Source organism: Paludibaculum fermentans, from assembly GCF_051172195.1.
In the GTDB taxonomy this organism is placed as follows: Bacteria; Acidobacteriota; Terriglobia; order Bryobacterales; family Bryobacteraceae; genus Paludibaculum; species Paludibaculum fermentans_A.
In genome coordinates, this window is record NZ_JBPJAQ010000002.1 from 961441 (window position 1) to 974913 (window position 13473).

Annotated in this window: 12 protein-coding genes; 5 read left to right on the forward strand and 7 right to left on the reverse strand. The window is 62.0% G+C overall.

The window, feature by feature from the left end; genetic code table 11:
* The first annotated feature begins 524 nt into the window (after positions 1-524).
* The 3 genes from ACR9Y2_RS30505 to ACR9Y2_RS30515 all read left to right on the forward strand — a co-directional run bounded on the left by ACR9Y2_RS30505 (position 525) and on the right by ACR9Y2_RS30515 (position 2371).
* The gene (locus ACR9Y2_RS30505; protein ID WP_435045657.1) at positions 525-884 is read left to right on the forward strand and encodes a YciI family protein; all 360 of its coding nucleotides are present in this window, start codon (positions 525-527) and stop codon (positions 882-884) included.
* Positions 885-962: 78 nt separating this feature from the next.
* On the forward strand, positions 963-2078 hold the full coding sequence (locus ACR9Y2_RS30510) for a WD40/YVTN/BNR-like repeat-containing protein (RefSeq protein ID WP_435045658.1): 1116 nt from the start codon (positions 963-965) through the stop codon (positions 2076-2078).
* A complete protein-coding gene (locus tag ACR9Y2_RS30515; RefSeq protein WP_435045659.1) occupies positions 2075-2371 on the forward strand; it encodes a MoaD/ThiS family protein in 297 nt (98 codons plus the stop codon). The genes ACR9Y2_RS30510 and ACR9Y2_RS30515 overlap by 4 nt, the downstream gene beginning before the upstream one ends.
* A gap of 90 nt (positions 2372-2461) precedes the next feature.
* On the opposite strand, the gene ACR9Y2_RS30520 is transcribed toward ACR9Y2_RS30515, so the two are convergent.
* A complete protein-coding gene (locus tag ACR9Y2_RS30520; protein ID WP_435045660.1) occupies positions 2462-2968 on the reverse strand; it encodes a hypothetical protein in 507 nt (168 codons plus the stop codon).
* Positions 2969-3126: 158 nt separating this feature from the next.
* Between ACR9Y2_RS30520 and ACR9Y2_RS30525 the strand changes: the two genes are divergently transcribed.
* Both ACR9Y2_RS30525 and ACR9Y2_RS30530 read left to right on the forward strand, forming a co-directional pair.
* Complete coding sequence (locus ACR9Y2_RS30525) at positions 3127-4848, forward strand: GMC family oxidoreductase (protein ID WP_435045661.1); 1722 nt, start codon at positions 3127-3129, stop codon at positions 4846-4848.
* Entirely contained in the window at positions 4848-5447 is a 600-nt protein-coding gene (locus ACR9Y2_RS30530) for a gluconate 2-dehydrogenase subunit 3 family protein (RefSeq protein WP_435045662.1), read from the forward strand. Before ACR9Y2_RS30525 ends, ACR9Y2_RS30530 begins: the two co-directional genes overlap by 1 nt.
* Before the next feature lie 251 nt (positions 5448-5698).
* Here the strand turns inward: ACR9Y2_RS30530 and ACR9Y2_RS30535 are convergent, their stop codons facing one another.
* From ACR9Y2_RS30535 to dprA, 6 genes are all read right to left on the reverse strand, one after another.
* The gene (locus ACR9Y2_RS30535) at positions 5699-6193 is read right to left on the reverse strand and encodes a transposase (RefSeq protein ID WP_435045663.1); all 495 of its coding nucleotides are present in this window, start codon (positions 6191-6193) and stop codon (positions 5699-5701) included.
* 206 nt (positions 6194-6399) lie between these two features.
* A complete protein-coding gene (locus ACR9Y2_RS30540) occupies positions 6400-9024 on the reverse strand; it encodes an MGH1-like glycoside hydrolase domain-containing protein (protein WP_435045664.1) in 2625 nt (874 codons plus the stop codon).
* A 90-nt stretch (positions 9025-9114) separates the two neighbouring features.
* A complete protein-coding gene (locus ACR9Y2_RS30545) occupies positions 9115-9402 on the reverse strand; it encodes a type II toxin-antitoxin system HicB family antitoxin (RefSeq protein WP_435045665.1) in 288 nt (95 codons plus the stop codon).
* A complete protein-coding gene (locus ACR9Y2_RS30550) occupies positions 9362-9721 on the reverse strand; it encodes a hypothetical protein (RefSeq protein WP_435045666.1) in 360 nt (119 codons plus the stop codon). Before ACR9Y2_RS30550 ends, ACR9Y2_RS30545 begins: the two co-directional genes overlap by 41 nt.
* A 34-nt stretch (positions 9722-9755) precedes the next feature.
* Positions 9756-12206, reverse strand: coding sequence for a type I DNA topoisomerase (gene topA, locus ACR9Y2_RS30555; protein ID WP_435045667.1), 2451 nt, complete (start codon positions 12204-12206; stop codon positions 9756-9758).
* Between the two features lie 70 nt (positions 12207-12276).
* Positions 12277-13428 carry a DNA-processing protein DprA gene (gene dprA / locus ACR9Y2_RS30560; RefSeq protein WP_435045668.1) on the reverse strand — a complete coding sequence of 384 codons (1152 nt, stop codon included), beginning with the start codon at positions 13426-13428 and terminating at the stop codon, positions 12277-12279.
* Positions 13429-13473: the final 45 nt, after the last annotated feature.

Here is a 13473-nt window from a genome sequence, read left to right on the forward strand (position 1 = left end):
CGACCGTCTCCATGCCTTCTGGTTGGATCGGCTAGTGATAGGTATCAGCCCTCAGGAGTAGATCGTTCGATTGGGGTGAATGCTTTAGAGTTTACGGTCTTAAAGACTGTTCGATTGCCTACGCTTATATCATTCATATTGGATGTTCGCCTTATCTTTGCAGCCGGGCTCCAGGGAGCTCCCCGATGCCTGCTGCGGGATGCCCCCGTCGTCCAGCTCCCTGATCCACGGTTGGATGGCAGTCCTATCTTTCGAGCACAGATGGTTCGGCGAACATCGAAGTCGCGTTGGACGGCTTACATTCCCGCCGGGCGGCTGACTTGCCACCCGGGATAGGGTAGTCTGGACGGAGTTGAATCTACCGTCGCACCCTGGGAATTTACAAAGCTGAAGCCGAATCTTCGCTTGCGGAGTTGCGAAGGCGAATAAAAGGCGATACAACAAAAGCACCAGCCTGATTTTTTTCTGGGATCAGGTGTCGATTTCAGCCACCTGCATTCGACGACTTAAAGGAGACCCCTGGGATGAAGTACATGTTGCTGATTTACGCGGAGGAACAGGCTTACACCGAACCGGAACGTGTGGAGTGCTATGGCGAGTCGTCGAACCTCGCCCACCAGCTCAGCACCAACGGCCAGTATGTCAGCGCTTCTCCGCTGCAGTCCGTAGCCACCGCGGTCAGCGTCCGCGTCCGCGACGGGAAACGGCTCGTCATCGACGGTCCGTTCGCCGAAACGCGGGAACAGTTGGGCGGCTACTTCATGGTGGAAGCCAAAAGCCGTGACGAGGCCATCGACATCGCCAGCCGGATTCCCGGTGCCCGCAAAGGGACCGTCGAGGTCAGGCCCGTCGTGGAACTCCAGGGATTGCCGGAACAAGAGTAGTCCGGCCGCGCCGCGCCTGCCTGGGGCTGGCCGGCGTGCTCCCCCCTGTTTGGGAAATAGTTCGAAAGGAGCTGAGGGATGAGCAGCGTACGAGTATTGGTTGGCACACGCAAAGGTGCCTTTGTTCTGGAATCGGATGCAAAGCGCGAAAAGTGGGACGTCAGCGGCCCGCACTTCGCGGGCTGGGAGCTTTACCACGTCAAGGGATCCCCCGTGGACCCCAACCGAATCTACGCCTCGCAGTCCAGCGGCTGGTTCGGCCAGCTGATTCAACGGTCGGACGATGGCGGCAAAACCTGGGCCCCCATGGACAATAAGTTTGTCTACGACGGTGTGCCCGGCACCCACCAGTGGTATGACGGCACTCCGCACCCCTGGGAGTTCAAACGCGTCTGGCACCTCGAGCCGTCCCTCACCGACGCCGATACGGTCTATGCCGGTGTCGAGGACGCCGCGCTCTTCAAGTCGACCGATGGCGGCAAGTCGTGGGCCGAACTCTCCGGCCTGCGCGGCCATGGCACCGGTCCCCACTGGCAGCCCGGTGCCGGCGGCCTGTGCCTGCACACCATCCTTCTTGATAAGGCCGATCCGCAACGCATCTACATCGCCATCTCTTCGGCCGGAGCATTCCGTACCGATGACGGCGGCGCCACCTGGAAACCCATCAATCAGGGGCTCCACTCGCAGTACATCCCCGATCCCAAGGCGGAAGTGGGCCACTGTGTCCATCGCATCGCCATGCACCCGTCGCGGCCAGAGACGCTTTTCATGCAGAAGCACTGGGACGTCATGCGCAGCGACAACTCCGGCGACCTCTGGCACGAAGTCAGCGGCAACCTGCCCACCGACTTCGGCTTTGTCATCGATGTCCACGCCCACGAGCCTGAGACCATCTACGTCGTCCCCATCAAGAGCGACTCCGAACACTTCCCCATCGACGGCAAGCTGCAGGTATACCGCAGCCGCACCGGCGGCAATGAGTGGGAACCGCTCACCAAGGGCCTGCCGCAAAGCGACTGCTATGTCAACGTGCTGCGCGACGCCATGGCGGTCGACAAACTCGACGAGTGCGGAGTCTACTTCGGCACCACCGGCGGCCAGGTCTACGCCTCCAATAATGCCGGCGACAGTTGGGCGCCCATCGTTCGCGACCTGCCCGCGGTGCTGTCCGTGGAGGTCCAAACGCTGTCATGATCCGCGTCGAACTGCCCGCCCATCTCCGGAACCTGGCGGGCGTCCAGGGCGAGATTCAACTGGATCTCCCCGAACCGGTGACGATTGGCGGCGCGCTCGACGCCCTGGAAGCCCGCTTCCCGATGCTCGGCGGCACCATGCGCGATCACGTCACCAGAAAGCGGCGGGACCTCCTGCGCTTCTTCGTGTGCGGAGAAGATTGGTCGCATGAGCCGCACGACACCCCGCTGCCCGCGTCCATCGCCACCGGAGTGGAGCCGCTCATCATCATCGGCGCCATCGCGGGCGGCTAAACTCAATCGCCTGCGTCCCACCGCTTGCTCGCTGTCCTGGACCGGCCGCTGGTGCACCACACCAACGGCCGGTCCTTTTTCTTGCTGGTCCTACTGCCAGTCCATCAGGTAGCCGCGCAGCAGTACTTTCGAAAGGCGCATGACGGACCCGTCCATCCCCTGCGTGGCATCGGCGCAGATCCTCGCCTGCGGGGCCACCACGAAGCCTGTCGTCATGTGTTCGCTGGCCCCGCCGATCCCAAAGCCATTCAGCTGAACCGCCGACTCGAACGCACGCCGGATCTTCGCCCCATCGCCCAGGTTCTGCACCAGCAACCGGAACACCTGCAGTTGATTCGGAGGCCCGCTCACAAAGTGCCAGTCGACGTCCGTCACCACCAGCACTCGCCCTTCCGGTACACGATAAGCATCTGTCTCCGCCGTGCCGTCGGGCAGGGTCCGCACAAACTCGAACTTCAGCGGACCGCAGCCGTCTTTCGCGCCGGTAGTCAATTCCAGCAGGACCATATTCGACGCCTTCACATTGCTGGGCCGCGTCTGGGCCAGTGAGCCCATCGCACAAAGGGCAAAGCTAACAATCAGCACATGGATTCGCATGGATATCTGACGGGGCCATTTCCTTGTGGATCTTCGCCCGCCCCTACTCAATCGACGCATCAGGGCAGGGAATTGTTTCGCCGCCAGCCCCGGACATCCCTCTTTCGGTTCAGCCGCTCGTCGTTCTTCACTCTTTCCTCCGGGATGTGTTAAACCTGATGGACATGCCACAGGTGATGAGGGGCGCACCGGTTCATGATGTCGTAGTCATCGGCTCTGGGGCCGGTGGCGGAACCGTCGCCCACGTTCTTACCAAGCTCGGCGTGAAAGTCACGCTGCTGGAAGCCGGGGCCATGCTCAACCCCGCGCGCGACTATAAGGAACACAAGACCCCCGCCGACTACCCGCATCGCGGCGCCGGCGATGACGCGTCTTCCTATTTCGGCCGCAAGGATTTCGGCTTCTTCAGCGCGCCTACCGGCTATTGGGAGATCGACGAAGAGCCCTATACCGTCGCCGAAGGCAGCCAGTTCCGCTGGTTCCGCTCCCGCATTCTGGGCGGCCGCACCAATCACTACGGCCGCATCTCCCTGCGCTTCGCCGACTACGACTTCAAGGCCAGCCTGCTCAACGACGGCCTCGGCTCCGATTGGCCCGTCTCCTACGAGGAAATCGCGCCCTATTACGACAAGGCCGAGGACTTCATCGGCATCTGCGGCAGCGCCGAAGGCCTTCGCTCCGCACCCGACGGCAAGTTCCTGCCGCCACCGGCCCTGCGCGTCCACGAGCACCTCATTCAGAAGTCGTCCCGCAAACTGAACATCCCCTGCGTGCCGTCGCGCATGGCGATCCTCACCAAGCCCAAGAACGGCCGCCTCGCCTGCCACTACTGCGGCCAGTGCGGACGCGGCTGCGTCACTGCTTCCAACTACTCCTCCAGCCAGGTCCAGATCTTCCCGGCCATGAAGACCGGCCTGCTCACCGTCATCCCCAACGCAATGGTCCGCGAAATCATCACCGGACCCGATGGCAAAGCGAAAGCCGTCAGCTACATCGACAAAACCACGCGCACCGAGAAACAGATCAACTGCCGTGTTGTCGTACTGGCGGCCAGCGCCTGCGAGAGCGCCCGCCTGCTGTTGAATTCGAAATCCTCCCGCCATCCCGATGGCCTGGCCAACTCCTCGGGCAGCGTCGGCCGCAATCTCACCGACACCGTCGGTTACAGCCTGGGCGGCTATGTGCCAGCCCTGGAAGGCATGCTCAAGCACGATACCGACGGCTATGCCGGAGGCCACGTCTACATGCCCTGGTGGGGCCTCGAGCAGAAGAACAAGGACTTCCCGCGCGGCTATCACATCGAGGTCGGCGGCGGCTACGGCATGCCGATGCTCGGCAGCTTCAACGGCGTCTGCCGCTCCCACGAAGGCTACGGAGCGGTCCTCAAAAAAGCCATCCTCGACAGCTACGGCTGTTCAGTCGGCTTCGCTGGCCGCGGCGAAATGATCCCCAATGCCAAAAGCTACTGCGACATCGATCCGCATGTGGTCGACCGCTGGGGCATCCCCGTCCTCCGCTTCCACTTCGAGTGGAGCGACTACGAACTCAAGATGGTGAAGCACATGCACGGCACCTTCGCCGCCATCATCGAAGGCATGGGCGGACGCGTGAACGGACCCAAAACTGTGGCCGATACGACGCGCGCCATCTCCACTCCGGGCGAGATCATTCATGAACTCGGCACCGTCCGCATGGGCGCCGACCCCAAGACCAGCGCGTTGAACAAGTACTCGCAGGCCCACGACGTCAAAAACGTGTTCGTTGCCGACGCCGCCCCCTTCGTCACCAACCCCGACAAGAACCCCACCCTCACCATCTGCGCCATGGCCTGGCGCGCGTCCGAATTCATCGCCGACGGCCTGAAGAAGGGAGAGCTGTAATGGAATCCACGCGACGCGAACTCCTCCGCAATGCCGCCGCCGCGGCCCTGCTCGGACAGTTGTCAGCCGAGGCCATGCAGCACGTTCACGAGCATGCCGCTGAAGCCAAGAAGCAAACCGCCGGCGTCTACAAGCCCAAGGCCCTGAATGCGCACGAATACCAGACCGTGACCAAGCTCGCGGACCTGATCATGCCCCCCGAAGGCGCTGAATCCGGAGCCGCCGCCGCGGGCGCGCCCGAGTTCATCGACCTGCTCTGCTCCGGCTCTGACCGCATGGCCCAGATCTGGCTCGGTGGCCTCGCCTGGCTCGACGACCAATCCCTGAAGCGTTACGAAGCGACCTTCGTAGCCGCGAAGCCCGCCCAGCAGACCGAACTCCTGGACCTGATCGCCTATCGCCGCAACGACACGCCCAAGACCGGCCCCGGCATCCGCTTCTTTGACTGGGCCCGCCGCATGGTAGTGGACGCCTACTTCACCTCGCCCGCCGGAGTGAAGGCCCTGGGCTACAAAGGCAACGTAGGCATGCAGGTCTTCCAGGTGCCCCAGGAAGCCATCACCTACGCCATCAGCCGCTCACCGTTCAAAGACGCCTGAGCCGCCCGGCCAGGCGCCGAAGGAACGACCCCCACGTTTCCACTCCGTGCCGGCCCGCTGCGAACCCCGACCGTAAGGGAGGGGTCCCACCCTCGTCACGAACCGAGAGTGTATAGAAGGGTCCCCCAGGCCTGCGTCCGTCTTCAAAGGAACCCTGTACACGCCCCAGTCGCAGAACCGAACGAACCCGCAACGAACCCCGACCGTAAGGGAGGGGTCTCCACCCGTCACGAAACATTACCTCTAGCCGCTCACTCTGGCAGTCCTGCATACACAGACATCGGACGTCCTTGTTCCTCCAGAACATATTGGATCGCGGCCGAGACCGCCCCCGTCGTCTTCAGCCAGCGAGTACTGCCATGCCGGCTCCATCTTTTCCGACCTGGCACATCGAGCCCCAATAGATTCAACTGGCGACTCGCGTACGCCTTGAACTCAAGCATGGCTCGCTCCGGCGGGGCAGCGGCCCTGACAGCCACGTGGACATGCGTCTTCCGCACATGCGCGGCCAACAGGTCCCACTTGCGATGCAGGCAGACCTCGACAATCGAGGCTAGAACGGACTCCCTCCGAGGCTGGTCGAGCTCATACAACGGTTGGTCCATCAATCGCAGTTCGGCACGAGCCAGTTTGGGATTCGGCGCAAGAAACGGTGCGGATTTCAGGTTATCGGTACGGTGCACGGTACCGTCGCCTTCCCCATGGAGATGACATCCATAGCAGGCGAAGGTGATTAGGTATGTCAATCAGGCCACTTCGATTGTAGCCCTGCTAAGCGGACGCCCGCCCTTCAACCTGGCGCCACCGGCGACCGTGGACGTCGACGACACGCTGGAGATGCCCCAGAGGGGTGGTCGCCGAGGCAACCGGGGCACGATCCGGTAGCGGGGCAGAGACCCCTCCCTGACGGTCGGGGTTCGTAGCCTTATGCCGTTCGACGACGGCACGCCCCCTACTCCCCGCTCTGCGTCAACAGCTTAGCCACCAGGGCCGTCCAGCCCGTCTGGTGATTCGCCCCCAACCCCGCCCCGTTGTCCCCATGGAAATACTCATGGAAGAACAAATAATCCCGGAAATGCTCATCCTTCTGGAACAGTTCCGTATCCCCGTAGCACGGCCGCCGGCCATCTTCATCCCGTAGAAAAATCCGCGACAGCCGCTTCGAGATCTCCGACGCGATCTCCGCCAGGTTCATGATCTCGCCCGACCCCGTCGGAAACTCCACCTGCAGCCGGTCTCCAAAGTAGTGGTGGAACTTCTGCAGCGACTCAATCAGCAGGTAGTTCAGCGGAAACCAGATCGGCCCCCGCCAATTCGAATTCCCGCCGAACATGCGCGACGACGATTCCGCTGGCGCATAGTCCACACGATACTCATCCCCATTCACGTGCATCACGAACGGGTTCCGCCGGTGCACCTGCGACATCGACCGGATCCCATACGGCGACAGGAACTCCGCCTCGTCCAGCATCAGTTCCAGGGCCCGGATCAACCGCACCGGCTGGATCAAAGCAATGATCCCCAGCGGATTCTGGTCGTCCGCCGGATGCCACAACAGATGCCCCGTCAAATCGCCCCGGTGCTCGATGAACCACCTCGTCCGCCGACGGAACCCTTCCAGGTTGGCGGTCATCTCGGCATCCACGGTCTCCACCGCAAACAGCGGGATCAGCCCCACAATCGAGCGCACTCGCAGCGGATAACACTTGCCCGAAGGCAGCCGCAGCCGGTCGTAGTAGAAACCGTCCTGATCGTCCCATAGACCCGCGCCGCCCAGCGTGTTCATCGCCGAAGCAATGTACAGGAAGTGCTCCAGGAACTTGCTGGCAATGTCCTCATACGTTGGATTCACCTTCGCCAGTTCCAGGGCGATCCGCAGCATGTTCAGCGAGTACATCGCCATCCAGCTCGTGCCGTCCGACTGCTCCGTATACCCGCCCGTCGGCAGCGGCCGCGACCGGTCGAACACCCCAATGTTGTCCAACCCCAGGAATCCGCCCTCGAAGATGTTGTCCCCCGCCGAATCCTTGCGGTTCACCCACCACGTGAAGTTCATCAGCATCTTGTGGAAGCAGCGTTCCAGGAACCCGTAATCCGGAGTCCCGCTCTCCTTCCAGTCGATCTTGAACACGCGGTAACAGGCCCACGCATGCACCGGCGGATTCACATCGGAAAACGCCCACTCGTACGCCGGAATCTGCCCGTTCGGATGCAGGTACCACTCCCGCAGCAACAGTTGCAGCTGCGTCTTGGCGAACTCCGCATCGATCTGTGCAAACGGGATCATGTGGAACGCCAGGTCCCAGGCAGCGAACCACGGGTATTCCCACTTGTCCGGCATCGACAGAATGTCATCCGTGAAAAAGTGCCGCCACTGCGCATTCCGGCCGTTCATCCGCTCCGCCGGCGGCGCCGGTGTGGCCGGATCTCCGTTCAGCCAATCCTCGACAACGTAGTGGTAATACTGCTTCGACCACAACAGTCCCGCGAACGCCTGCCTCTGCACCAGCCGCGCATCGTCAGACAACGTGCACGACCGCAGCTCGCAGTAAAAATCGTCCGTCTCCTTCAGGCGCTGCGCGAAGATCTCGTCGAAATCCGAGAAGCCCCCGGCCGCCTGACTCTCCGCCCGCAACCGCAGCCTCACCGAGACGCTTCCCCCGGCCGGCACCTCCAGCTGATACCAGCCGCAGACCTTTGAGCCCGTCTGGTACGGATTCACTGCCTCCTGCTCGCCGTTCACCACCCTCCGGTGGAACGCGTCTTTCGTATACAACCCGCCCACTGAATTGCCGTACAGCACATGATCGTTGGAGTCGTTCTCGGTGAATAGCAGCGGCGGCGCCCCCTCCAGCGTGAAGCTCCAGCGGCCCATTGTCGCTTCCGTCGCCTCCACCTGGCCCGGGCCTGTTTCCACAATCACCGGCCGCGCCCGGTTCTTCCGGCCCCACGCCCAGCGGTTGCGAAACCACAATGTCGGCAGCAGATGCAGCGGAGCCGCCTCCGGGCCCCGGTTGTGCACCGTCAGCCGGATCAGGATGTCGTTCTCATCCGCCTTGGCATACTCCGCGAAGACATCGAAGTACCGCTGCTCGTCAAAACAGCCCGACTCCCAGACCTCCGGCTCATGCTCGTGCAGCCCCAGTTGCGCCGCCCGCCGCCGCAGCCAGTCGTAGGGATAGGCGCCGTGCGGGTACTTGTACAACGCCTTCATGTAGGAGTGAGTCGGCGACGAATCCAGGTAGAAGTAAACTTCCTTGACGTCCTCGCCGTGGTTGCCCTGGGCGTTGTTCAGGCCGTACAGTCGCTCTTTGAGGATCGAGTCCTGCCCGTTCCAAAGGGCCACGGCAAAGCACAGCCGCTGGTGGTTGTCGCTGATCCCCAGCAGCCCGTCCTCGCCCCATCGATAGGCACGCAGGTGCGAATGTTCGAAGGGGAAAGCACTCCAGGCATCGCCGTCGGGTGAATAATCCTCGCGAACGGTGCCCCATTGCCGTTCCGACAGATAAGGTCCCCAGCGCTTCCAGTGCTTGACGCGGTCTCGGGCCTCCAGCAATCGCTGGCGCTCAGCAGACATATCTATCAGTGTAGATAGATTGTCGGCAAACTTTCAGCGAATCGCGACTCGTTGAGTACGCGACTGAACCAGAGACGTGGACAGGGAATGTCAGGCAACTTGAACAGTTATGATCTGCGCGGTGGGGGCCGGCGGCTCCACTCCATCTTCTCGAAGCGCCTCCAGGTGCCACTGCAACGCAACTGCCAGGTTCGCCTTTAGCTCTTCCATATCGTCACCCGTAGCGATGCACCCGGGGAGATCAGGGAAATAGGCTGAGAGATTGCGCTCCCCCCTGTTCAACCACAGCGATGTACTGCTGAGCCATGTGGCAACTCCCTCGCCCGGTCCAGGGAATTCACCCCGCCGCCCGCTGCATCCGCTTCTTCCGCGCCGCAATCACGATCAGCGCCACCACGAAGGCCGAAAGCCCGCCGCCCCACACTAACGACGACCGGTTGGGCCGCTGATGCTCGTTGAATCGCTTCGCATACCCTTGCGGATCATTCAGGAAGATAGGGGCTTCATCCTTGTGCACGGCATACCGTACGCCGTTTAGGAAATAGGCGACACCGGAAGACCCGACAGTTCCGTAACACACCGTGCAGACTTCGTCCTGACGAGCCGGCACCGGACCCGACAAGTCCGGCGCCGCTGACCATATCACTAATGCCAGCACCATCGCCAGCAGACACACCTGGAGGGCTCTTGCAGTCATAACCAGATATGCCCAGCCGCGCCGCGCCTATTCCTCACGCGGGGACTGGGGTCTCCTCCACCTCACGCTTGTACTTGCACTCCTTGTTGGGGCACTGCGCGAAATGGCCGGACTTCAGAACCTTGTCCACCAGGTAGGGCGATCCGCACTCCGGACACTTCTCCGGAATCGGCCGCGCCCAGGCGACAAAATCGCAATCCGGATAGCGTGTACACCCGTAGAACGTCTTGCCGCGCTTGCTGCGCCGCTCGCTGATCTCGCCCGTCCCGCACTGCGGGCACATTACCCCAATGGTCTTTTGCTTGACGTACTTGCACGTCGGATAGTTCGAACACGCCGTGAATTCGCCGAACCGGCCGCTCTTCGTCACCAGGTTGTGATCGCACAGCGGACACTTCTCGTCCAGAATCACGTCCGGCTGCTTCTGCGCCTGGCCCAACTGCTTGGTCGTCTTGCAGTCCGGATAGCCCGTACAGGCCAGGAAGGTCCCGAAGCGGCCCTTCTTCAGCACCATCTCGCGGCCGCAGTTCGGACAGTACTCCGTCGCGTCCTGCTCAGAGATCTCGACCTTCTCTTCGCCGTTCTCCGGGCTGTCCAGCTCGTGGATACCCTTGTTCAGCTGCCGCGTATTGGTGCATTCGGGGTAGCCCGTGCAGGCCAGGAAGCTGCCGTGCTTACCCCACTTGATCACCATCGGCTTGCCGCACTTCTCGCAGATCTGGTCGGTCGGCAGCTCCATGCGCTTGATGTCGCGCATCGACCGCTCGGCCTCCTCCAGATCCTTCAGGAAGCGGTTGTAGAAATCCGCCATCGCGACGTGCCAGTCGAGTTTGCCTTCCTCAATCTGGTCCAGGTCGTCTTCCATCCGCGCCGTGTAGTTCACGTCGAAGATGTCGGCGAAGCTCTCCACCAGCAGCTCTGTCACCACCACCCCTAACTCGGTGGGGATGAACTTGCCGCCCTCGCGCTTCACATACTCACGTTCCTGGATCGTCGACAGAATCGAGGCGTAGGTCGACGGCCGGCCCACTCCATCCGATTCCAGCTCCTTCACCAGCGTCGCTTCCGTAAAGCGCGGCGGCGGCTCAGTGAAGTGCTGCTCGGGATGAATCGCCTTGAAGCGCAGCGTCTCGCCGTCGCTCACCTGCGGCAGCCGGGCGCTCTCCTCGTCGTCTTCCTCGTCCTTCTGGTCCTTGCCTTCCTTGTAGACTGCCTGGAAGCCATCGAACTTCGGAACACTGCCCGTGGCGCGCATCAGGTATTCGGAGCTGTCCGTGCCCTGGGCGACCACTTCGATCGTCGTCTGGTCGAATACCGCCGGCGTCATCTGCGACGCTACAAAGCGCATCCAAACCAGCCTGTACACTTTCTGCTCGTCTTCCGACAGGTAGGGCGCCACCTGGTCGGGATGCCGCATCGCCGACGTCGGACGAATCGCTTCGTGCGCGTCCTGCGCCGCCTTCTTCGTCTTGTAGACGTTGGGCGATTCCGGCAGATACTGCTCGCCGAACCGCTGCCCAATCATCTCCCGCACCTCTTTCAACGCGTCGTCGCTGACGCGCGTCGAATCGGTACGCATATAGGTGATCAGGCCGACCGAGCCCTCTTCGCCGAGCTCGACGCCTTCATACAGCCGCTGCGCCAGCATCATCGTCCGCTTTACGCTGAAACGCAGCTTGCGGGCCGACTCCTGCTGCAAAGTCGAAGTGATGAACGGCGGCACCGCATGACGCCGCTTCTCGCGCGTCGTAACGGTCCGGACGACATACTGCGCACCTTCCAGCGCTGTCACAATCGCATCCGCCGAGGTCTGGTCTGCAATCTCGACGTTCACCCCGTCCCGCTTCGCCAGGTTGGCCTTCAATACAGGCGCCTTCTTGGCGTTCAGGTGAACTTCGACCGACCAGTACTCCTGCTTGATGAAAGAGCGAATCTCGCGCTCACGGTCCACAATCATGCGCAGCGCTACCGTCTGTACACGGCCCGCTGAGAGCCCGCGCCTTACCTTGTCCCACAGCAGCGGGGAGATCTTGTAGCCCACCAGCCGGTCCAGCACGCGCCGCGCCTGCTGCGCGTCCACCAGGTTCGTGTCCACGGCCCGCGGCGTCTCAAACGCCTTCCTGACAGCATTGGCCGTGATTTCGTTAAAGGTGACGCGGTAGACGCTCGGACCCTCGCCCTTCTTGGGCTGCAGTTCTTCCTGCAGGTGGTAGCAGATTGCTTCGCCTTCCCTGTCAGGGTCAGCTGCGAGGTAGATGGCGTCGGATTCCTTGGCCGCCTTACGCAGTTCGTCGATGAGCTTCTTCTTGCCCTCGATCACCACATAAGAAGGACGGAAGTCGTGGTCGACGTCCACCGCGATGTCATTTTTGGGCAAGTCCTTCACGTGGCCCAGGCTGGCCTTGACCGTGAAACCCTTACCCAGATACTTGCCGATCGTCTTCGCCTTCGCGGGCGACTCGACGATCACGAGAGATTTGGCCATAACAGGTAACTAAAAAGATGAATTCCGATTTGACACGGCTCCGGGGCGGCAGGGCCGGCTCCCAGGCAGTTCACTCGTACCACACCTTAACATAACTGCGGCCGGGGAGTTGGCGGACCTGACCTCGCAATTCCAGTTCGAACAGCGTGGCAATCACCTCGGAGGGTGAACAGTCCAGCAGATGCTCCAACAGGCCATCCAGATGCAACGGCGTATCAACACTAAGAAAAGAAAGAACTTGTAATGCAATGGCCGCCATCGGCCCAGGCTCCTCCCCCTCTGCCGCCTCCAACGGCAGCTCCGCCTGCCGGGCTAGTTTCGACCTCGTTTCCCAACTCAATCCGTCCAGAATGTCGGTCGCCGATTGCACCAGTTGCGCCCCTTGCTTCAGCAAAAGATTGGGCCCAAAACTCAGTTTCGAGGTGATATTGCCCGGCACCGCGAACACCTCTTTGTTCTGGTCCAGCGCCAACCGGGCTGTAATCAGACTCCCGCTATACTGTACACCCTCCACCACGACAACCCCGTCCGAAAGCCCGCTCACCACCCGGTTCCGGATCGGAAAATTCTGGGGATGCGCCGGCGTCCCCAGCGGAAACTCGCTCAACAACAAGCCCTCCGCCGCGATCCGCCCCGCCAGCTTCCGGTTCTCCGCTGGATAGATAATGTCCAGCCCGCAGCCGAACACCGCGCACGTGCCCCCTCCGGCTTTCAAGGCGCCCAGATGCGCCGAGGTGTCGATCCCCTTGGCCATGCCGCTCACCACCGTCACCCCGGCTTTCGCCAGATCGATGGCCAGATGCTCCGCCGCCACCACCCCATAGGTGCTGGGTCTCCGGCTGCCCACCAGCGCCACCATGACCGTGCTGAGCAACTCCAGGTGTCCCTGTGCGAACAACAGCGGAGGCGGATCGTAGATCTGGCGCAGTTGCGGCGGATACAGCACATCGGTGAACGCCACCACCTGCGTCCCCGTCGCCTTCATCCGGTCCTGCTGCTCCGCGGCATCTTCAAAGGCACACCCGCTGGCCAGGCTGCGCGCAACCGACCCCGCTAGTCCCGCCGCCTCCAGTTCCTCCGTCGATGCCCGGAAGATCGCCTCCGGCGACCCAAATTGCTCCAGAAGAAGGGCCGTCTTTCGAGCACCGAGGCCCGGCGTCAATCGCAGGGCCAGCCAATGCAGCAGTTGTTCATTCGTGTGTGTACACGTTGGGGGCGCCATATTCCAGGAAGTGAGTGGCTGAAATGGGGAAGTCCTCTCTGTCTG

Coding starts and splice junctions, on each gene's coding strand:
- ACR9Y2_RS30505 (WP_435045657.1), top strand. CDS start 525: ATGAAGTACATGTTGCTGATTTACGCGGAGGAACAGGCTTACACCGAA.
- ACR9Y2_RS30510 (WP_435045658.1), top strand. CDS start 963: ATGAGCAGCGTACGAGTATTGGTTGGCACACGCAAAGGTGCCTTTGTT.
- ACR9Y2_RS30515 (WP_435045659.1), top strand. CDS start 2,075: ATGATCCGCGTCGAACTGCCCGCCCATCTCCGGAACCTGGCGGGCGTC.
- ACR9Y2_RS30520 (WP_435045660.1), bottom strand. CDS start 2,968: ATGCGAATCCATGTGCTGATTGTTAGCTTTGCCCTTTGTGCGATGGGC.
- ACR9Y2_RS30525 (WP_435045661.1), top strand. CDS start 3,127: ATGGACATGCCACAGGTGATGAGGGGCGCACCGGTTCATGATGTCGTA.
- ACR9Y2_RS30530 (WP_435045662.1), top strand. CDS start 4,848: ATGGAATCCACGCGACGCGAACTCCTCCGCAATGCCGCCGCCGCGGCC.
- ACR9Y2_RS30540 (WP_435045664.1), bottom strand. CDS start 9,024: ATGTCTGCTGAGCGCCAGCGATTGCTGGAGGCCCGAGACCGCGTCAAG.
- ACR9Y2_RS30550 (WP_435045666.1), bottom strand. CDS start 9,721: ATGACTGCAAGAGCCCTCCAGGTGTGTCTGCTGGCGATGGTGCTGGCA.
- topA (WP_435045667.1), bottom strand. CDS start 12,206: ATGGCCAAATCTCTCGTGATCGTCGAGTCGCCCGCGAAGGCGAAGACG.
- dprA (WP_435045668.1), bottom strand. CDS start 13,428: ATGGCGCCCCCAACGTGTACACACACGAATGAACAACTGCTGCATTGG.